General features: G+C 59.9%; 21 protein-coding genes. 6 read left to right on the top strand and 15 right to left on the bottom strand.

Going from position 1 to position 17,370, the window contains the following annotated elements; translation table 11 throughout:
- Positions 1 to 43 precede the first annotated feature (43 nt).
- The 10 genes from PG881_RS12000 to PG881_RS11955 all read right to left on the bottom strand — a co-directional run bounded on the left by PG881_RS12000 (position 44) and on the right by PG881_RS11955 (position 8,245).
- Positions 44 to 1,141 carry a flagellar basal body P-ring protein FlgI gene (locus tag PG881_RS12000; RefSeq protein WP_043163375.1) on the bottom strand — a complete coding sequence of 366 codons (1,098 nt, stop codon included), beginning with the start codon at positions 1,139 to 1,141 and terminating at the stop codon, positions 44 to 46.
- Between the two features lie 8 nt (positions 1,142 to 1,149).
- Positions 1,150 to 1,821 (bottom strand): flagellar basal body L-ring protein FlgH, encoded by a 672-nt coding sequence (flgH, locus tag PG881_RS11995; protein WP_011706638.1) that lies wholly within the window; start codon positions 1,819 to 1,821, stop codon positions 1,150 to 1,152.
- A 14-nt stretch (positions 1,822 to 1,835) separates the two neighbouring features.
- Positions 1,836 to 2,624, bottom strand: coding sequence for a flagellar basal-body rod protein FlgG (gene flgG / locus PG881_RS11990; RefSeq protein ID WP_270800220.1), 789 nt, complete (start codon positions 2,622 to 2,624; stop codon positions 1,836 to 1,838).
- Positions 2,625 to 2,638: 14 nt separating this feature from the next.
- Positions 2,639 to 3,385, bottom strand: coding sequence for a flagellar basal-body rod protein FlgF (flgF, locus tag PG881_RS11985; RefSeq protein WP_011706640.1), 747 nt, complete (start codon positions 3,383 to 3,385; stop codon positions 2,639 to 2,641).
- 135 nt (positions 3,386 to 3,520) lie between these two features.
- Positions 3,521 to 4,855 (bottom strand): flagellar hook protein FlgE, encoded by a 1,335-nt coding sequence (gene flgE, locus PG881_RS11980; RefSeq protein WP_016351321.1) that lies wholly within the window; start codon positions 4,853 to 4,855, stop codon positions 3,521 to 3,523.
- A 10-nt stretch (positions 4,856 to 4,865) separates the two neighbouring features.
- Positions 4,866 to 5,594: a flagellar hook assembly protein FlgD gene (locus PG881_RS11975; protein ID WP_011706642.1), complete on the bottom strand. Its 729-nt coding sequence runs from the start codon at positions 5,592 to 5,594 to the stop codon at positions 4,866 to 4,868.
- Between the two features lie 15 nt (positions 5,595 to 5,609).
- Positions 5,610 to 6,029 (bottom strand): flagellar basal body rod protein FlgC, encoded by a 420-nt coding sequence (flgC, locus tag PG881_RS11970; RefSeq protein WP_011706643.1) that lies wholly within the window; start codon positions 6,027 to 6,029, stop codon positions 5,610 to 5,612.
- On the bottom strand, positions 6,029 to 6,427 hold the full coding sequence (gene flgB, locus PG881_RS11965; RefSeq protein WP_011706644.1) for a flagellar basal body rod protein FlgB: 399 nt from the start codon (positions 6,425 to 6,427) through the stop codon (positions 6,029 to 6,031). Before flgB ends, flgC begins: the two co-directional genes overlap by 1 nt.
- A 63-nt stretch (positions 6,428 to 6,490) precedes the next feature.
- Complete coding sequence (locus tag PG881_RS11960; RefSeq protein WP_011706645.1) at positions 6,491 to 7,315, bottom strand: CheR family methyltransferase; 825 nt, start codon at positions 7,313 to 7,315, stop codon at positions 6,491 to 6,493.
- 18 nt (positions 7,316 to 7,333) lie between these two features.
- The gene (locus PG881_RS11955) at positions 7,334 to 8,245 is read right to left on the bottom strand and encodes a chemotaxis protein CheV (protein WP_011706646.1); all 912 of its coding nucleotides are present in this window, start codon (positions 8,243 to 8,245) and stop codon (positions 7,334 to 7,336) included.
- Positions 8,246 to 8,467: 222 nt separating this feature from the next.
- Here PG881_RS11955 and flgA point away from each other — a divergent pair, with 222 nt between their 5' ends.
- The 3 genes from flgA (at position 8,468) to PG881_RS11940 (ending at position 9,897) form a co-directional block, all read left to right on the top strand.
- Positions 8,468 to 9,073, top strand: coding sequence for a flagellar basal body P-ring formation chaperone FlgA (gene flgA / locus PG881_RS11950; protein WP_016351323.1), 606 nt, complete (start codon positions 8,468 to 8,470; stop codon positions 9,071 to 9,073).
- Positions 9,074 to 9,163: 90 nt separating this feature from the next.
- Complete coding sequence (gene flgM / locus PG881_RS11945) at positions 9,164 to 9,484, top strand: flagellar biosynthesis anti-sigma factor FlgM (protein ID WP_011706648.1); 321 nt, start codon at positions 9,164 to 9,166, stop codon at positions 9,482 to 9,484.
- Positions 9,484 to 9,897: a flagella synthesis protein FlgN gene (locus tag PG881_RS11940; RefSeq protein ID WP_011706649.1), complete on the top strand. Its 414-nt coding sequence runs from the start codon at positions 9,484 to 9,486 to the stop codon at positions 9,895 to 9,897. Before flgM ends, PG881_RS11940 begins: the two co-directional genes overlap by 1 nt.
- A 57-nt stretch (positions 9,898 to 9,954) precedes the next feature.
- On the opposite strand, the gene yfcE is transcribed toward PG881_RS11940, so the two are convergent.
- Complete coding sequence (gene yfcE, locus PG881_RS11935) at positions 9,955 to 10,497, bottom strand: phosphodiesterase (RefSeq protein ID WP_247141211.1); 543 nt, start codon at positions 10,495 to 10,497, stop codon at positions 9,955 to 9,957.
- 10 nt (positions 10,498 to 10,507) lie between these two features.
- Positions 10,508 to 12,145, bottom strand: coding sequence for a peptide ABC transporter substrate-binding protein (locus PG881_RS11930; protein ID WP_270800216.1), 1,638 nt, complete (start codon positions 12,143 to 12,145; stop codon positions 10,508 to 10,510).
- Between the two features lie 225 nt (positions 12,146 to 12,370).
- On the opposite strand from PG881_RS11930, the gene PG881_RS11925 reads away from it, so the two are divergent.
- Positions 12,371 to 13,276 carry a DMT family transporter gene (locus PG881_RS11925; protein ID WP_029299790.1) on the top strand — a complete coding sequence of 302 codons (906 nt, stop codon included), beginning with the start codon at positions 12,371 to 12,373 and terminating at the stop codon, positions 13,274 to 13,276.
- An 11-nt stretch (positions 13,277 to 13,287) separates the two neighbouring features.
- Here PG881_RS11925 and rsuA read toward each other — a convergent pair whose 3' ends face one another.
- Positions 13,288 to 13,980, bottom strand: a complete 693-nt coding sequence (gene rsuA, locus PG881_RS11920; RefSeq protein ID WP_016351327.1) for a 16S rRNA pseudouridine(516) synthase RsuA — start codon at positions 13,978 to 13,980, stop codon at positions 13,288 to 13,290.
- A gap of 174 nt (positions 13,981 to 14,154) precedes the next feature.
- Between rsuA and PG881_RS11915 the strand changes: the two genes are divergently transcribed.
- Positions 14,155 to 15,351, top strand: a complete 1,197-nt coding sequence (locus PG881_RS11915) for an HD-GYP domain-containing protein (RefSeq protein ID WP_041217325.1) — start codon at positions 14,155 to 14,157, stop codon at positions 15,349 to 15,351.
- Here PG881_RS11915 and PG881_RS11910 read toward each other — a convergent pair.
- Both PG881_RS11910 and fsa read right to left on the bottom strand, forming a co-directional pair.
- Positions 15,348 to 15,536 (bottom strand): hypothetical protein, encoded by a 189-nt coding sequence (locus PG881_RS11910; RefSeq protein WP_024942451.1) that lies wholly within the window; start codon positions 15,534 to 15,536, stop codon positions 15,348 to 15,350. The two genes, PG881_RS11915 and PG881_RS11910, sit on opposite strands and share 4 nt — an antisense overlap.
- A 99-nt stretch (positions 15,537 to 15,635) precedes the next feature.
- Positions 15,636 to 16,286 (bottom strand): fructose-6-phosphate aldolase, encoded by a 651-nt coding sequence (fsa, locus tag PG881_RS11905; protein WP_024944821.1) that lies wholly within the window; start codon positions 16,284 to 16,286, stop codon positions 15,636 to 15,638.
- A gap of 128 nt (positions 16,287 to 16,414) precedes the next feature.
- Between fsa and PG881_RS11900 the strand changes: the two genes are divergently transcribed.
- Positions 16,415 to 17,311, top strand: coding sequence for a glycyl-radical enzyme activating protein (locus PG881_RS11900; protein WP_270800207.1), 897 nt, complete (start codon positions 16,415 to 16,417; stop codon positions 17,309 to 17,311).
- The last annotated feature ends 59 nt before the right edge of the window (positions 17,312 to 17,370 follow it).

The following is a 17,370-nucleotide window of genomic DNA, read 5'->3' as shown; positions in this document are numbered from 1 at the left end:
TTGCTTACCTCATTGCCGCCCGTGGCAACCCCTTGCCGCTTTATTACAGTATGACCAGCTGGCCTTCGATGGCGCCGGCCTGTTGCAGCGCCTCCAGGATCGCCATCAGATCGCCGGGAGCCACCCCGACCTGATTCACTGCCCGCACCAGATCATCCAGGGTGGCCCCGGTATCCAGCTTGAACATGCGTCCCTGCTCCTGCTGCACGTTGATGGTGGAGTTGTTGGTGACCGCCGTCTGCCCGCCGGAGAGAGGATTGGGCTGGGACACCTGCTGATTTTCCGCGATGGTGACCGTCAAGCCGCCGTGACTGATGGCCGCCGGCTTGAGCCGCACCTGGCTGCCGATGACAATGGTGCCGGTCCGGGAGTTGACGATGATCTTGGCTGCCTCGCTGGCCGGATCCACCTCCAGGTTCTCGATGGTGGCGAGGTAGGAGACGCGCTGGCCCGGGTCCCGCGGTGCATAGACCTTGACCGAGGTAGCATCGAGCGCCTGCGCCGTGTTGGGGCCGACCAGATCGTTGACCACGTCCGCCAGCCGGCGCGCCGTGGTGAAATCGGGGCGGTTCAGGTTGAAGGTGATGGTATCCCCCTGGCTGAAGGAATTCGGGACTTCCCGCTCCACGGTCGCTCCGTTGGCGATGCGGCCCACGGTCGGGGTATTGATCACCACCTTGGAGCCGTCAGCCCCCTCGGCACCCAGCCCGCCAACCACCAGACTGCCCTGCGCCACCGCATAGACCCGGCCATCCAGCCCCTTGAGGAAGCTTTGCAGCAGGGTGCCGCCGCGCAGGCTCTTGGCCTCGCCGATAGCCGACACGGTGACGTCTATGGTCTGGCCCGGCTTGGCAAACGGCGGCAGATCCGCATGAATGGCCACCGGCGCCACGTCCTTGATCTTGGGCTTGATGTTGTCCGGCACCTTGATGCCGAAATTGTTCAGCATGGTGCGAAAGGTCTGCTCGGTGAAGGCGTTGCTCTTCTCACCCGTGCCCGGCAGACCGACCACCAGACCGTAGCCGATCAGCTGGTTGCTACGTACCCCTTCCACCGAGCTGATGTCCTTGATCCGGGAGGCATGGGCTATCCCCAGGGGTAACAGGCAGCAGAACAGGGCAACAAGACGGAGCGACTTCATAACACCTCCTAGAGCGGCCACCAGGGGCCATTGAAAAAGCTGGTGAGCCACCCCTGTTCCTGGGTATTGGCCAGATCGCCGGTGCCACCGTAATGGATGCGCGCATTGGCCACCTTCTGGGATGAGACACTGTTGTCGGTGGTCACATCCTCGGGGCGGATCATGCCGGTGATCCGGATATATTCGTTGCCGTTGTTGAGCATGATCCACTTCTCGCCGCGCACCAGCAGGTTGCCGTTGGGCAGAACCTTGGCCACGCTGACGGAGATGTTGCCCTGCAGGCTGTTGCTCTGATCCGCCTTGGCCTGCCCCTTGAAGGCGCCGTTCTGGCTGAGGGAGGCCGACAGATCATAGGGGCCGGCGGTCACCGGCACACCGCCCAACACAGCCGGATTCATGGTGAATTTATTATCCTTGCCGCTCTGGGTATTGGCCTTCTTGGAGGCGGAAGTGGACTCGGCCAGCTCGATGGTGATGATGTCGCCCACCTTGTGCGCCTTGATGTCCGAATAGATGCCGTTGACCTGATCGGGCTGGAAGATAGCACCGGTCGGTCTGACCGAAACCGGCTCCGACTCCCCGTAGACGGGGGCAAACTCGGGATCATCGGGCTTGGCGGTATTGGGCGTGCTGCTGCAGCCCCCCAACGCCAGCAGTCCCAGCATCCATATGGCTTTCATCATGCGCCTCCTACTTATGTGCGCTGGATCAGGAAGGACATCATGCCATCCACCGCCGAGAGAACCTTGGAGTTCATCTCGTACACCCGCTGGGCCTGGATCAGGTTCACCAGCTCTTCGGTCACGTTGACGTTGGAGGTCTCCAGCATGCCCTGCTTGATCACCCCCAGTCCGTCCGTCCCGGCGACACCCTGCACCGGCGCACCGCTGGACTGGGTCTCGACGAACATGTTCTCGCCCATGGGCTGCAGGCCCGAGGGGTTGACGAAGTCAGTAGTGTTGATCTGCCCCACCACCTGGGAGGCGCCATCCCCTTTGAGCTGCACCGACACCTGGCCATCCTCGCCAATCGTCACGCTCTGGGCGTTCTCCGGGATCTGGATCTCTGGCTGCAACGGATAGCCGTTGCCCGGTGTGACGATGGTCCCTTCGCTGTTGAGGGTGAACTGGCCGTTACGGGTATAGGCCGCACTGCCATCGGGCAACTGGATCTCGAAGTAGCCACGACCGCTTATCATCAGATCCAGCGAGTTGTCCGTGGTTTGCACGTTGCCCTGGCTGTGGTTCTTCTGGGTGGCCACTACCTTGGCACCCGCCCCCAGCATCAGGCCGGAAGGGCGCTCGGTGTCGGCCGATGAACGGCCACCGGGCTGGTTGATGTTTTGATAGAGCAAGTCCTCGAAGATGGCCCGGGATTTTTTGTAACCCACGGTGCTGGCGTTCGCCAGGTTGTTCGAGGTAACCGAGATGTTGGTCTGCTGTGCATCCAAGCCGGTCTTGCTGATCCAGAGTGCAGGGTTCATGTAAAACTCCTTGGTTAGCTGATACGCAGCAGCTGGGTTTGAGCCTCGTCATTCTCTTCCGCGGTCTTCATTATTTTGACCTGGGTTTCAAACTGACGTTGCAACCGAATAAGGTTGGTCATTTCATCGACCACGTTGACGTTGCTCCCCTCGAGGGAGCCGGCGATAAGGCCGACAGTGGCCGATGCCGCTTCATTCTGGCCATCCTTGCGACGGAACAGGCCGTCCTGCCCCTTCTCCACCGCATCCACCGCCGGATTGACCAGTTTGATGCGCTGGAAATTCTCCGGCAGGTTGGCGGCGGCCCCTTCCGGACGGCCACTGATGGTGCCGTCCCGGTTGATTTCAATTTTCTCCATCGGCAGCGGCAGCACGATGGGCTGACCGCCATCGTCCACCACGTTCAACCCGGTGGAGGTTTGCAGGTTGCCGGTCGCGCTCAGCTGCAGATTACCCATGCGGGTATAGGCTTCGCCGCCCTTGGGATCCTGCACCGCAATCCAGCCCTGGCCGTCGACGGCAACGTCAAGATCCCGACCCGTGGTCATCAGCATGCCATGCTGCAGGTTCTGGCCTGGCCGCTCCGCCATGGCGAACACCCGGGTGGGCAGCCCCTCGCCAAACGCCTGCATGCTGCGCGCCTGCTCGAAGTCGGACTTGAAGCCGGTGGTATTGGCGTTGGCCAGGTTGTTGCTTCGAACAGCCAGGCTGTTCATGCTCTCCTTGGCGCCCGACATGGCGATGTATAGCAGGTGATCCATGGGATCCTCCGTCAAACTGATGACTCTGACAGAGGAACTGCAATTTGAATGCCAATCCCCATTACCTCGGGTCGCCAAGGCGGCAAATACCCATGAAAAAGGGCGCCGAAGCGCCCTTTGTTAACAAGAGGATGATTAGCGGATCTGCAGTATGGTTTGCTGCAGGGAGCTGTTCACTTCCAGCGAACGGGAGTTGGCCTGGAAGTTGCGCTGCGCGGTGATGAGGTTGACCAGCTGGGAGGTCAAATCCACGTTGGATTGCTCCAGCGCAGAGGACTTGATGCTGCCCAAGGTGCCCGAGTTGGGGGTGCCGGGCAGCGCATCGCCAGACAGCAGAGACTGGCGCCAGGAGGTATCACCGACCTGGGTCAATCCTTGCGAGTTGGCGAATTTGGCAAGTGCCACCATGGCAACCTTCAACGTGGTCGCATTGCTGTAGGTCGCCGACACAATGCCGTCCGGCGTAATCTCGACCTTGGTCAGGTTACCAACGGTGGCACCATCCTGAGTCAGTTTGGTGACGTTGAAAGGCGAGCTGTATTGAGTCACATCACCGAGACGGATCTCCAATGTCTGGGTGGGATCGGCACCGTTGTTGATGATCCCGGCCGTCGTGCCAAGAGCGACGGTTTTGATCGGGTCAACTGGAACAGTCAGCGTGGGATCCAGTTTGCCACCGGAGGTAAACGTCATCTTCACGCCTGTGGGGATACCTGCAGCCGGGCTGGGTGAACCACCAGCGATATCGATGGGCTTGTTCCCTTCATACATGTACATGCTCCAGGTACCCGGTGTCAGCGGTGTTCCCGGGGCAGCCGGATCCTCATGGCGGACAAAATATTTGGTGATCACATGGGGGGCACCAAGCGAATCATATATCGTCACCGAGGTTGAATGGGCAAAGGTGGCCGAGTTGGTCGGATCAAACGCAGCCGGTGACGTTGGTTTGGTTTTCGACTCGATACTCAGGTTGAAACTGGCTTCCACCAGCTCGGTCATTTTTGGCTCACCCGCCCGATCCGGTATCTGAATCGGTTTGGTGGCGTTGATGCTGACCGCCTTGGGCGTCCCATCCGTGTTGATTTCATAACCTTGCAGATAGTTGCCCTGATTGTTGACCATATAGCTGTTTTCATTCAGCTTGAAGGCACCGGCTCGGGTAAAGGTACGATCCAGGTTGGTCAGACCGTCCGACGTCACGAAGAAGCCGTTGCCCTGAATGGACAAATCAAGGGCGTTGTTGGTGAACTGCAGCGCCCCCTGGTGGAACTGCTGTGCCACCGCCCCCGTTGCCACACCATTGCCGACCTGGGTCTTGGCATTGACGAAGATGGAGTTGGCGTATACGTCTGCAAACTCGGCACGAGACTCTTTAAAGCCCGTGGTATTGACGTTGGCAATGTTGTTGGCGGTAACGTTCAGATCTTTTTGTGCCGCGTTGACACCGCTCAAGGCATTGTTAAATGACATATCCAGCTCCTTAGATCGATGCTGTTGGCGTGGGGGTTGATGGTGTTTTCACCGTACCTGCAATCTGCAAGATACTGTTCAGGCTTGTTGTACCGAGGCCTTTCAAATTGAGTTGAGTCGGATTGCTTGCCGTACCCAGGATCACGCTGTCGACCTTGCCATAGGCAAAGATCGGGACACTCTCCGACTTCCCGTCCACGGTACCGTTTGCCTTGAGGGTGTATTTGCCCTCTTTGGCCGGGTTTCCGTCCTTGTCCTTGCCATCCCATACAATTTCGACGTTGCCCTTCTGGTCACCTTCCAGGGGAAACTCCTTGATGACCTGCCCGCTTTCGTCTTCGATGGTGATCTTGACGTTCGAATACTTGTTTTCTGTACCCACAGCGACCACGCCTGGCAAAGAACCGTCTTTTTCCAGGTAACCGACATTGCTCTGCAGCAAGACGTTTTGTCCCACCAGCGCCGAGGCTTGCAGCGCCTGACTGGAGGTCATCAGGCTATTGAGGCTGCCAATCTGGTTGGAGAGGCTGCTGATCCCCTGTGACGTCGACATGGAGGTCATCTGGGAAAGCATCTGGGCGTTGTCCACCGGTTTGAACGGATCCTGATAGGAGAGCTGCATGGTCAGCAGCTTCAGGAACGACTCCTGATCCAGCTCCTTCTTGGGCGTCGATGTCGTGCCCGTGGTCTGGGTGGTCGTGCGGCCGATGCCGTTCACGCCACTGGTTGTATCTGCCATCTATGCGTCCCCCTGTCAGGACTTGCCGAGGTTGAGCGTCTGCTGCAGCATCTTTTTGGCAGAGTCTGCAACCTGCACATTGGTTTGATAGCTGCGCGAGGCGTTGATCATGTCAGCCATCTCTTCCACCATGTTGACGTTGGGCTTGAAGATGAAGCCGTCTTTATCCGCCATGGGGTGGTTGGGGTTGTACTCCTTGAGCAAGGGGGCCTCGCTCTCGACAATCCCCTTTACTTCAACCCCGGCCGACGCCTGCTTGTCCGACATGGCCTGATCCAGCTGGGCGGCAAAAATTGGCCGCCTGGCATGGTAAGTTTTTTCCACGCTGGAGCTGACGCTGTCGGCGTTGGCCATGTTGCTGGCTACCGTGTTGAGGCGAACAGACTGTGCACTCATGGCCGAGCCTGCAATGTCAAAGACCTTGAACAAACTCATCACTGTTCTCCTTTCAAGGCCTTCAGCAGGCCGCTGATCTTGCTGTTCATAAATTCAAGGGAGGTCTGGTATTCAAGGCTGTTGCGCAAAAACTCGCTGCGCTCCTGCTGCACGTCGACCGTGTTGCCATCACCGGTATCGGGCTGCAGGGGATTGCGATATTGCGTAACACCTGGGGCATCCATCTGCAGGGCGAAATGCTTCTCACTGGTCGTGGCAAGGCCAAAGCCCTGTTGTTGCTGGGCCTCTTCCAATGCTTGCGAGAAGTTGATGTCCCGAGCCTTGAAGCCCGGCGTGTCCGCGTTGGCAATGTTGCTGGACAACACCTCTGCACGCTTGGAGCGAACGCTCAGCGTGTATTGATGAATACCAAATGCCTTGTCGAATGAAATTGCCATAGCACACCTCCTGCTTGATAAATTGTTAGCAAGAGGTGTGCCAAAGAGGGATTTAAGCGGGGATCATTTAACCTTGTAGACGATGCCGGGGTTGCACCGGATCATCTCGAACCTGTCGGTCAACCCGGCCAGCGACTCGGAAGCCCCCAGCATCAGATAGCCGCCGGGATTGAGGCTGGCAGCAAACTGGTTGAGGATCTTGGATTTCACTTCCGGTGCAAAATAGATGAGCACGTTGCGACAGAAGATGATGTCGAACTTGCCAAGCAGGCTGTAACTTTCCAGCAGGTTCAATGGCCGGAAGGTGGTCAATTTTCTGACACGCTCCACCACCCGCATCTTGTTGTCGCCGTAAGGTTCGAAGAACAGCTTCTTGCGCTCGGGCGACAGACCGCGAGCCAGCGCCAGACTGTCGTACACCCCTTCCTTGCACTGGTTCAGCATGGTGCTGGAAATATCAGTCCCGACGATCTGCACCCCACCAGGCAAGGTGCCCGGTTTTTTGACCTGCTGTTCCAGGGCCGTCATGGCAATGGAGTAGGGCTCCTGCCCAGAAGAGGAGGCAGCAGACCAGATCTTGATCGGTCGACCACTTTTGCCGAGCTCGGGAAATATCTTGTCCGTCAGCAGCTGGAAGGGGTAGGTATCGCGAAACCACAGGGTTTCATTGGTAGTCATGGCATCAACCACTGCCATTTTCAGGTCACGCTCACGCACACTCATCGCTCGAGTAACCAGATCAGACAGACTCTCAATACCAAACTGAGTCATCAAGGGTGAAAGCCGACTCTTGACCAGATACTGTTTGTTGTCACCCAGCACGATTCCGCTCTGTACCGCCAGAAAATTGCTGAATTGTTTGTATAAGTCGTCCGAAAGTGTCTTCATGCAGTTTGTTCTTCTTGATTAGAGTGCGCCTTGTACGGCCTTGGCCAATTCATCCGGCTGGAATTTGGCAATGAAATTGTTCGCACCAACTTTCTGCACCATGGCCTGATTGAACACCCCACTGAGGGATGTGTGCAGAATAACATGTAAGTCCTTGAGATTGGGATTGTTGCGGATCTCGGCGGTAAAAGTATAACCATCCATTTCCGGCATCTCGATGTCCGAAATCACCAAGGCGATCTGATCCTTGATGGGACCGTTTTTGGACATTTCCAGCAACATGTTGAGCGCTTCACGCCCATCCTTGGCCAATACGCACTGCACGCCGATGGCTTCGAGAGCACGCTGTACCTGCTTGCGAGCCACGGAAGAGTCATCAGCCACCAACACCGGACGTCCCAGAGTCGGATGTTCCACGCTGGCTTCCACCAGCTCTTTGCTGACCTCGGTCGATACCGGCGAGATTTCGTTGAGAATGCGTTCCACGTCCAGTATCTCGACCAACTCACCGTCGACCTCGGTCACTGCCGTCATATAGTTGATGCGCCCCGCCCCTTTCGGCGGCGGCAGGATGGATTCCCAGTTCATGTTGATGATGCGCTCGACCGAGTGCACCAGGAAGCCCTGAATGGAGCGGTTGTATTCGGAGATGATGATGAAGCACTTGGTCAGATCTTCGATCGGACGCTTGCCCATCGCCATGCTGAGGTCAATCACCGAGATGGTCTGGCCGCGGATATGGGCCACCCCACGAATGCAGGAGTTGAGCTTGGGCATGACAGTCAAGGGAGGACACTGCAACACTTCACGTACCTTGAATACGTTGATGCCAAATCTTTGACGTCCGTTGAGGCGAAACAACAATAACTCCAGCCGGTTTTGCCCAACTAACTGGGTACGTTGGTTGACCGAGTCCAGGATACTGGCCATAAACACTCCCTAAAAACGCTTGGCATTAATCATGCATGCGTGTTGGCTTGCGTCAGACTATCGATGTCACTGCGAACGAATTCTGAAGCAAGCATAGTTAAATATGGTGATATACGTGAACAACTTATCGGCCAGCGAGCGAAAATGATTAGTAGACTTTTCCTCACCTTACTGCTGTTTTGCGGCATTTCTCACGCCACGGCATCCGAGGTGACCAGTTACTTGCAAGAAAAGGCGCAGGATTTTGTGCTCGGCCAGCTCGATGTCCCGCTCGATGCTCAGGTACAGGTGCAGGCAGCCTCCATAGATGAACGCCTGCCTTTGAGTCGCTGCGACGAACATCTTGCCATCACGCTGCCGGCCAAGATGGAGATCCGTCGCAATACCACCGTCTACCTCAAGTGCGAGGAAGAGAAGCCCTGGGATCTCTACCTGCCGGTGCGGGTCAGCATACAGAAGCCTTATGTGACCGTCTCCACCCCGGTGGCCAAGGGCGATATTCTGAGCGAAGGCGTGCTGACACAGGCCTATCAGGATCAGACCCTGATCCGCGGCGACTATCTCAGCGATACCACGGCTCTCATTGGCGTGCGCAGCAAACGTGAGCTCAAGCCAGGCCAGCCTATCCGGCTCAGTCAGGTCTGCGTGGTCTGCAAGGGCGATCAGGTAACCCTCAGCGCAGAAAATAGCAGCATGCAAATCAAAACCATGGCCCGAGCCTTGCAAGATGGCAGCTTCGGAGACATGATCAGGCTCGTCAATATCCGCTCAGGCAAAACGGTGCAGGGTAAAGTCAACGCTGTTGGCTCCGTGGTGGTCACCTTCTGAGTGTTTTTCAGATCACTTTTTTTCTAAAGTTATGGCGATGACCACCGATAAACAGGTAAGCGAACAGCAAAGCAGACGAAGGTAAACACTATGGCTATTAACAATATCAACAACTTGGCGAACAACCGGTTGCAAAATACCGGGAGCAGCCAGGGTGCCAATACCAAACCAGCGACCTCGTCCCCCGATAACCGTGCGGCGACCGTCAAGACCGACTCCGTCTCCTTGACCAGCGAGGCGCAGCAATTGCAACAGATGCAGAAGAACCTCAATTCAGCCTCCACCGGCAATGAAAGCCGGGTCGAGAGCCTGAAGAAAGCCGTGGCCAATGGTGAATATCAGGTCAACAGCGAAGCTGTGGCCAAGAAGATGTTCAGCTTCGAATCCAACCTCGACAAGTTGCTGGGATAATGGATTTACCTTCGCTGCTGCACACTCAAGACGACTACCTCTCCCAGATGCAAGGCTTGCTGGAGGAGGAGTTCAACCTGCTCAAGCAGCACCAGGCGCTGGCGCTGCCCGAGCTGGCAGAGCGCAAGCAGAAGTTGCTTGCCGATATTGAAGAGCTGGACAAGGCCATGGCGCTGCTGCCAGACCTGAAACAGCAACTGAATGCCTACCCCGAGCAGATGCGCACCCTGCGTGAGAAACTCGATGCCTGCCAGGAACAGAACGATCTGAACGGGCGCCTGCTCGAACTCAGCATCGTCTCCAACCGCCGGCTGGCCAGCTACCTGAGCAAGCTGCGGGATCGCAACTCCCTGACCTATGACGCCAAGGGCAATACCCGCTCCGGTACCCGCTCCATTGGCATCAAGGCCTGACTTCCCCGTTATGACGGCTGGCTGCTCCGCAGTACGACCATCCCAACCCCCTCTCTTTTACAGTTCCAGCCGCAGCAACACTTCGCTGTCCGCACAGGCGTGAATACCGAGCACCCCATCCTCGTAGCGGCCGTAACTTGCCGCCAGGTTGCCGCGCGGAAAGCAGATGGATCCCGGGTTCATCAGCACCAGCTCCCCTTCACGCTGCAGCACGGGCAAATGGGTGTGACCGCTGATGAACAGGCTGCCGGCAGGCAGCGGCACCTCTGCAGGCCGATAGAGATGGCCATGACTGACGAACCAGCGCCGACCATCCACCAGCATCTGGTTGTAAGGGGCGGTGATGGGGAAATCCAGCAGCATCTGATCCACTTCCGAATCACAGTTGCCCCGTACCGCCATGATGCGGGAAGCCAGCGTATTGAGTCGCTCGGCCACGGCCGCAGGGGCATACCCCGGCGGCACCGGGTTGCGCGGGCCGTGGTTGAGCAGATCGCCGAGCAGCAGGTAGTGATCCGGCTGCCAGGGGGCAAGCTGGTCCAGCACCCGCTCCAGCGAACTCAGGCTGCCGTGCAGATCGGAAAGAATGGCAATTTTCATGGCAAGCTCCTTACTGCTGGCTGAAGTAGAGATCCTTGGTGGCGATCGCCCCCTTGAGGTTCTGCACCGGCAGGCCGCGCAGGGTGGGATCCACCAGCCGCATCTGATTGTAGTGATAGACGGGAATGGCCGGCATCTCGTCCATCAGCAGCTGCTCGGCCTGGTGGTAGAGCCCGGTCCGCGCATTGCCATCCAGGGTATCAGCCGCCTGCTGCAGCAAGCCGTCGAAGGTCGGGTTGCAGTAACCGCTCTCGTTCTGGGGATCCTGGCAGCGGAAGCTGTTGAGCATGGCGGAGGGCTCCACATAATCCCCGAACAGGAAGGAGCGGGCCAGCATGAAATCACCGCTGTCTTTGGCCACCTGATAGGCATTCCACTCCATGTTGTTGAGCGTCACTTCGACCCCCAGCGGCTTCCACATGGACGCGACCGCCAGCGCCAGCTTCTTGTGATTCTCCGAGGTGTTGTAGGTAAGCGTCAGCTTGAGAGGATGCTGACTGTCATAGCCGGCCTGGGCCAGCAGGGCTGCCGCCTTGGCCAACCGGGTCGGCTGATCCTGCAGGGCCAGGGGGGAGCTCAGCGCCTCGTAGCCCGGCATGCCGGGCAGCAGCGACCAGGCGGCCTGCTCTCCCTGCCCGCTGACCTTCTCGGTCAACAGGTGCCGATCGATGGTCATGGCCAGCGCCTGACGCACCCGCACGTCTTGCAGCTCGGGGCGACGCAGGTTGAAGGTGTAGAGGTAGGTGCCCAATAGCGGCAATCCCCAGATCCGCTCGGGGGTCGCCTCCTTGGTCTTCTGGTAATACTCCAGCGCCACCTTGTTGGTGAGCTGTATCTCCCCCGCCTCGTAGCGCAGCCGTTCGGCATGCTGGGAGGCGAGCGGCAGGTAGGTCACCCGCTGGACCCGGGTGTGGGCATCATCCCAGTACTGGACGTTGCGCTCGGCCTCGATGCGCTCATTGGGCACCCAGTTCACCAGCTTGTAGGCACCGTTGCTAACCAGCTTGCCAGGCTGGGTCCACTGCTTGCCGAACTGGCTGATCGCCTTCTGATTGACCGGCACGAAGGGGCGCTGACTTATCAGCTGCAGGAAGTAAGGCACCGGCCGCTCCAGCGTCACTTTGAGGATCTGGTCGCTTTCCGCCTCCACCCCCAGGGTGTTGAGATCGAGCGCGCCGGCGTAGATGGACTGGGCATTGTTGATGCCGGTCGCCAGCAGCAGGCCGGCTGAGGGCGAGGCCTGGGCCGGATCCAGCAGACGGCGCCAGGCATAGACGAAATCGGCAGCGGTGAGCGCGTCACCATTGGACCACTTGAGCTGGGGGCGCAGGAAGAAACGCCAGACCAGCCCGTCCTCGCTGGTCTCCCAGCGCAGGGCCTGGGCCGGTACGATCCGCCCCTGCCCATCTTCGCTCACCAGCCCCTCGAACAAGTCCACCAGCACCACTTCACCGGGAAAACCGGAGCGGATCTGGGCCGGATCGAGGGACTCGGGTTCGGCGCCATTGCCCTTGACCAGGGTCTGGCGCTCAGACAGCGCAGGCTCCTGGGATACCGTGGTAGCCTGCAGCGGCGGCGCCAGCAGCAGACCCAGCAGCAAGGGAGGGAGCCAGCGACGGGCTGGCCGGGAAGCGGGGCACAAAACCATGACATAAACCTCGTTCAAAACACTTATTTCAAGAAGGGGGAAGGCCGGCGGCACGCCTGAATACGAATGCATGATGCCGCGCTTGTTATCCCCGAAGACGCCCCGTATTGTATCGGGCTTGCCCAAGAGATGGAGTCTCTCGGGCTATTTTTTTCCGTAGTTTTTTATGAGGTGCGAGCGGTTGTCGCCTGCGTCCTGCATCTGGCTACATTTTCAGGAGTTTTTATGGGGTACGAGTGGCTGGCACTGGCAGCAGCCAGTTTATGGGCGGTCGCTGCCCTCATCTCCGTCAAACCGGCTCGCCACCTGGGGGCATTTGCCTACAGCCGCTGGCGCATGTTGCTGGTCAGCCTGATGCTGGGTTCGGCCAGTCTGGCCACCGGTGGCTGGCAGACCCTGACCCAGAGCGCCCTGCCCCTGCTGGCGCTGTCGGGGCTAATCGGCATCTTCGTCGGTGACACCGCCCTGTTTGCCTGCATGAACCGGCTGGGGCCAAGACGCAGCGGCCTGCTGTTCTCCTGCCACGCCCTCTTCTCCGCCTTGCTCGGCCTCTGGCTGTTTGGCGAGCAGCTCGGTGGCTGGCGACTGGTGGGAGCCATGCTGGTCTTTGCCGGCGTCATGCTGGCCATCCTGTTCGGCCGCCGTGGCAATGCGCAGCAGAGTGAATGGGAACAGGTGCGCGGCCATCTCGTCATCGGCATCGGCCTGGGCCTGACCGCCGCCTTCTGCCAGAGCCTGGGTGCCATCATCGCCAAACCGGTGATGATGAGTGGCACCGTGGATGCAATCAGCGCCTCCGGCATCCGCATGGGCAGCGCCCTGCTGGCCCACTGCACCCTGCGGGCGCTGAGAGTACCGCTGTCATTGCCGCACAACCCCATCAACCGCCAGGTATTAGGGATGATCGGCATCAACGGTTTTCTGGCGATGGCCATGGGCATGACGCTGATCCTGGTCGCCTTGCGCCAGGGGGACGTCGGCATGGTGGCGATCCTCTCCTCCACCACACCGGTCATCCTGTTGCCACTGCTGTGGTGGCACTCGGGGCAGCGCCCTTCCCTGGCGGCTTGGGCCGGCGCCCTGCTGGCGACCCTGGGCACCACGCTGGTGCTGGGAGCCAGCGGACACTGACTCCCGCAGGGTCAGAACCGGGCGATCTCGTCGGCGGTCAGCTCGCGATATTCGCCCGGTGCCAGCTCTTCATCCAGCGTCAGGTCGCCCACCCGCTCCCGGTGCAGTCCCACCACCTTGTTGCCGATGGCCGCAAACATCCGCTTCACCTGATGGTACTTGCCCTCGTGGATGGTCAGACGCGCCTCGCACTCTCCCAAGATCTCCAGCTGGGCCGGCCGGGTCTTCTCGGTCTCGCTGCGCAGCAACACCCCTTCGGCAAACAATGCGATGGCATCCGGGCTGACCGGGTCTGCCAGCCAGACGTGGTAGGTCTTGGCGCACTCGTGACGGGGCGAGGTGATGCGATGGGACCACTGGCCGTCGTCGGTCACCAGCACCAGGCCGGTGGTGTCGAGATCGAGCCGCCCCACCACGTGCAGCTTGCCCATGGCCGGCTCATCCATCAGGAAGAACACGGTGGGGTGATCCGGGTCTTCGTTGGAGCAGACATACCCTTCCGGCTTGTGCAGCATGAAGTAGCGGTTGCGCTGATCCAGGGTCAAGGTGACACCGTCAAATTCCACCTGGCTCTGCTCGTTGATGTGGAAGGCGGGCTGCTTGACCACGATACCGTCCACCATCACCTCTCCCTGCCGGATCAGTTTGCCCGCCAGTGAGCGGGTCAAGTCGGAACAATCGCAAAGAAATTTATCGAGCCGCATGCACAACCTCAGAGTCCATCAAGAAAGGGGCGTCATTATATCGGCCGGGGCCGACAACTCCAGCACTAAGCGCCGCGGCTGCCACGCATGTCGCCATGACGAACCGGGGCGCCGGTGTTAGACTGCCAACAGAGGGCCTAACGTTACGCATAATAATAAAGTTCAGGAAGCCGTATGAAGTCGCAAACACCTCATCCCGTTATTCCCGTCAACCAGCTGCAACCCGGCATGTACGTGATCGCCATCATCAGCCAGACCGGCGGCATGGAGATTGCCCAGATGGGGCTGGTGACCACCCGCCAGCAGATCAACGATCTGGTCAAGCGCGGCGTACTCACGGTGCGGGTCGATCTCGCCCGCAGCAAGCTGCCTGGCATCGAGCAGGTCATCTCCCCCGATCCGGCCATCTCCCCGACCAGCACCCAGCGTTCCTCCGGCAGCGGCAACGGCGAGGGGCGCGAGCTTAAGATCCGCCGGCTTTATCAGGAGGCCCGCGAGCTGCAGGGCAAGTTCATCCGCCATCTCAAGGCGGGGGAGCCCATCGACATCACGCCGCTGGCAGCGGTCGCCGAGGAGATGGTGGACACCATGTTCACCCACGGTGACGCCATGCTCTGCCTGGCCCGCATTCGCGCCAAGGATGCCTACCTGATGGAGCATTCGATGAACGTCGCCATCCTGCTGGCGAACTTCGGCCGCTATCTGGACCTGGACCGCAGCGTGCTCAAGGAGCTGACCCTGGGCGGCCTGCTGCACGACGTGGGCAAGATCATGACCCCGGACGAGGTGCTCAACAAACCGGGCAAGCTCACCGACGAGGAGTTCGCCGTTATGCGCCAGCACGTGGTGCACAGCTACGAGATCCTGAGCAATACCCCCGGCATCACCGCCACCATGCTGGAGGTGGCCGCCAACCACCACGAACGGCTCGACGGCACCGGTTACCCGCAGCGACTCAAAGGCGAGCAGCTCTCGCTCTATACCCGCATGAGCGGCATCGTCGATGTCTATGATGCCGTTACGGCGGATCGGGTCTACAAGCAGGGCATGCAGCCGACCCAGGCCTTTCGCATTCTGCTCAAGGGGATCAACCACCACTTCGATGCCGAACTGGTTACCAAGTTCATCAAGTGCATGGGGGTCTATCCGGTGGGGACGCTGGTGCAGCTCTCCAACCAGCGGCTGGCCATCGTCATGCAGCGCAATCCCCATGAGCCGCTCAAACCGGTGGTGAAGGTGATCTATCACGGGACCCAGCGCCACTACCTCGAGGTGCAGTGGCTGGATCTGGCCAAGAACGGGGTGCAGGAAACCATCGAGAGCACGGTCGATCCCAAGGAGTTCGGCATCAACCTCGCCAACTTCGTCTAGTCGGCATCCCCCTCCCGCAACCGTTCGGCGCAGTGCTGGATGAGAAACTCCTCATCCAGCGGCGACAGATCAAAACGGATGCAGGCCTCTTCGATGGCCCGGATGTCGTGTTGATGGTGCTCGCTGAGCCAGCGCACGGCACGGCGCAGATCTTCACCATGGGGCAGCAGGGTATGGTCGCTCATGGGGCACCTCCGATCAGCCATCGATAGTGGCCCGTCACAGCGGGCCCTCTCTTCTAGCTTAGCCCGCCTGCCGCCCCTTCATCCGGCCTTCAAGCAGCCTCAGGCAAACGCCCGCTGCCAATCCTCGTCAAACTTCGCCAGCGCCGCGTCCACCGCCGGCACCCGCAACAGCTGTTCGGCCACATCGAGCGGCAGCGTGATGGACTGGCAACCCGCCAGCAGGCAGTCAAGCGCCTGGCGCGGAGTGCGGAACGATGCCGCCAGCACCTTGCTGTGCGGCGCATGCAGCGCCAGCAGCTGTTGCAGCTCCTGTACTGTGGCGATGCCATCGCCCCCCTGGGCATCCAGCCGGTTGACGTAGGGCGCCACGTATTCGGCCCCCGCCACCGCCGCCAGCCAGCCCTGCAGCGGGGTATAGACCGCCGTGCCCAGGGTCGGCACCCCGTTGGCCGTCAGGGTCTTGATGGCCGCCAGCCCCTCTTCACATACCGGGATCTTAATCACCAGGTCCCGGTCCAGCTCACGCAGGGCAAATGCCTCGCGCACCATCTCGGTCTCGGTTTTGGCCATCACCTGAGCAAACAGCCGGGCCTTGGGCCCCAGCACCTCCCGCAGGGCGGGCAGCAACTCGGTCAGCGGCATACCGCCTGCCGCGGTAATGGACGGGTTGGTGGTGACGCCGGCCAGCGGCAGGATCCGTGACCAGCGGCGCACCGCAGCCACATCGGCAGTATCGAGATAAAGCTCCATCTCTGACTCCTTAATGGGATGTTCAATCTGTCGCCATTCTAGCGAGATAACATCCGCACATTGTTTGATCAAAATCAAATCAACTTTCGAACGAAAGAAAATAGAATGCAAAAACAAAAGGAGGCGGTATGATTTTCGACCTGCAACGCTATTCAACCCATGATGGCCCCGGCATTCGCACCCTGGTGTTTCTCAAGGGGTGCTCGCTGGCCTGTCGCTGGTGTCAAAACCCGGAAAGCCGCTCTCCCAAGCCGGACATACTACTCGACCGGCGCCAATGCATCGAGGGATGCCGGCTCTGCAGCGACGCCTGCCCGGCAATCTTGCGTGACAGCCAGGGTGTCCAGCTCACCCGCTCAGCCCTGCGCAATCAGGATGTGGAACGGCTGCGCGGCCTCTGCCCCAGCGAAGCGCTGCAGGTGTGCGGCCGGGAGGAGAGCCTGGACACCCTGATGGCCACCATCTTGCGGGATCGCCCCTTCTTCGAGCGCAGCGGCGGGGGGGTCACCCTCTCCGGCGGCGAGCCCTTCATGCAGCCCGAGTTTGCCGCCAGCCTGCTGGCCCGCTGCAAGGCCGAGGGGCTGCATACTGCGGTGGAAAGTTGCCTGCACGTACCCTGGCCCCAGATTGAACCTAGCCTCCCCCACCTCGACCTGCTGCTGGCGGATCTCAAGCATGTGGATGAGGAGCGCTTCTTCGACTGGACCCGTGGCAAGGTCGCCCTGCCCCTGGCCAATCTCAAGCGCCTGGCCGAGCGCGGCGTGGCCATGCAGATCCGGGTGCCGCTCATCCCCGGCTTCAATGCCGACCGCGCTTCCATCGAGGCCATCACCCGGGCCGCCGCCAGCCTTGGCACCGTGCAGGAGATCCACTTTCTCCCCTACCACACCCTGGGCGCAGGCAAGTACGCCCTGCTCGACCAACCCTATCAGGCCCCACCGCAACCGCTTGATGACCCGGCACTGCTCGCCTTTGCCCATGAGTGTGCCCGTGCGCAGGGGCTGACCCCGCTCACCCGGGGCTAGGAGCAAACCCATGACATCCGCCACTTACCGTCAACTCACCGTCCTATGACCAGAGGATA

The sequence above is a fragment of the Aeromonas sp. QDB54 genome (assembly GCF_027707385.1).
Lineage (GTDB): Bacteria > Pseudomonadota > Gammaproteobacteria > Enterobacterales > Aeromonadaceae > Aeromonas > Aeromonas hydrophila.
The sequence above is the reverse complement of the archived record's forward strand: the minus strand, read 5'-3'. Positions and strand labels throughout refer to the sequence as shown.

What these genes read in the sequence shown, in the direction of transcription:
- flgC (WP_011706643.1), bottom strand. Translation starts at nt 6,029, where the DNA reads ATGAGTTTGTTCAAGGTCTTTGACATTGCAGGCTCGGCCATGAGTGCA.
- PG881_RS11925 (WP_029299790.1), top strand. Translation starts at nt 12,371, where the DNA reads ATGGGGTACGAGTGGCTGGCACTGGCAGCAGCCAGTTTATGGGCGGTC.
- PG881_RS11900 (WP_270800207.1), top strand. Translation starts at nt 16,415, where the DNA reads ATGATTTTCGACCTGCAACGCTATTCAACCCATGATGGCCCCGGCATT.
- yfcE (WP_247141211.1), bottom strand. Translation starts at nt 10,497, where the DNA reads ATGAAAATTGCCATTCTTTCCGATCTGCACGGCAGCCTGAGTTCGCTG.
- PG881_RS11910 (WP_024942451.1), bottom strand. Translation starts at nt 15,536, where the DNA reads ATGAGCGACCATACCCTGCTGCCCCATGGTGAAGATCTGCGCCGTGCC.
- PG881_RS11975 (WP_011706642.1), bottom strand. Translation starts at nt 5,594, where the DNA reads ATGGCAGATACAACCAGTGGCGTGAACGGCATCGGCCGCACGACCACC.
- flgE (WP_016351321.1), bottom strand. Translation starts at nt 4,855, where the DNA reads ATGTCATTTAACAATGCCTTGAGCGGTGTCAACGCGGCACAAAAAGAT.
- fsa (WP_024944821.1), bottom strand. Translation starts at nt 16,286, where the DNA reads ATGGAGCTTTATCTCGATACTGCCGATGTGGCTGCGGTGCGCCGCTGG.
- flgM (WP_011706648.1), top strand. Translation starts at nt 9,164, where the DNA reads ATGGCTATTAACAATATCAACAACTTGGCGAACAACCGGTTGCAAAAT.
- PG881_RS11940 (WP_011706649.1), top strand. Translation starts at nt 9,484, where the DNA reads ATGGATTTACCTTCGCTGCTGCACACTCAAGACGACTACCTCTCCCAG.
- PG881_RS11915 (WP_041217325.1), top strand. Translation starts at nt 14,155, where the DNA reads ATGAAGTCGCAAACACCTCATCCCGTTATTCCCGTCAACCAGCTGCAA.
- flgB (WP_011706644.1), bottom strand. Translation starts at nt 6,427, where the DNA reads ATGGCAATTTCATTCGACAAGGCATTTGGTATTCATCAATACACGCTG.
- flgF (WP_011706640.1), bottom strand. Translation starts at nt 3,385, where the DNA reads ATGGATCACCTGCTATACATCGCCATGTCGGGCGCCAAGGAGAGCATG.
- PG881_RS12000 (WP_043163375.1), bottom strand. Translation starts at nt 1,141, where the DNA reads ATGAAGTCGCTCCGTCTTGTTGCCCTGTTCTGCTGCCTGTTACCCCTG.
- PG881_RS11930 (WP_270800216.1), bottom strand. Translation starts at nt 12,145, where the DNA reads ATGGTTTTGTGCCCCGCTTCCCGGCCAGCCCGTCGCTGGCTCCCTCCC.
- flgG (WP_270800220.1), bottom strand. Translation starts at nt 2,624, where the DNA reads ATGAACCCTGCACTCTGGATCAGCAAGACCGGCTTGGATGCACAGCAG.
- flgH (WP_011706638.1), bottom strand. Translation starts at nt 1,821, where the DNA reads ATGAAAGCCATATGGATGCTGGGACTGCTGGCGTTGGGGGGCTGCAGC.
- PG881_RS11955 (WP_011706646.1), bottom strand. Translation starts at nt 8,245, where the DNA reads ATGGCCAGTATCCTGGACTCGGTCAACCAACGTACCCAGTTAGTTGGG.
- rsuA (WP_016351327.1), bottom strand. Translation starts at nt 13,980, where the DNA reads ATGCGGCTCGATAAATTTCTTTGCGATTGTTCCGACTTGACCCGCTCA.
- PG881_RS11960 (WP_011706645.1), bottom strand. Translation starts at nt 7,315, where the DNA reads ATGAAGACACTTTCGGACGACTTATACAAACAATTCAGCAATTTTCTG.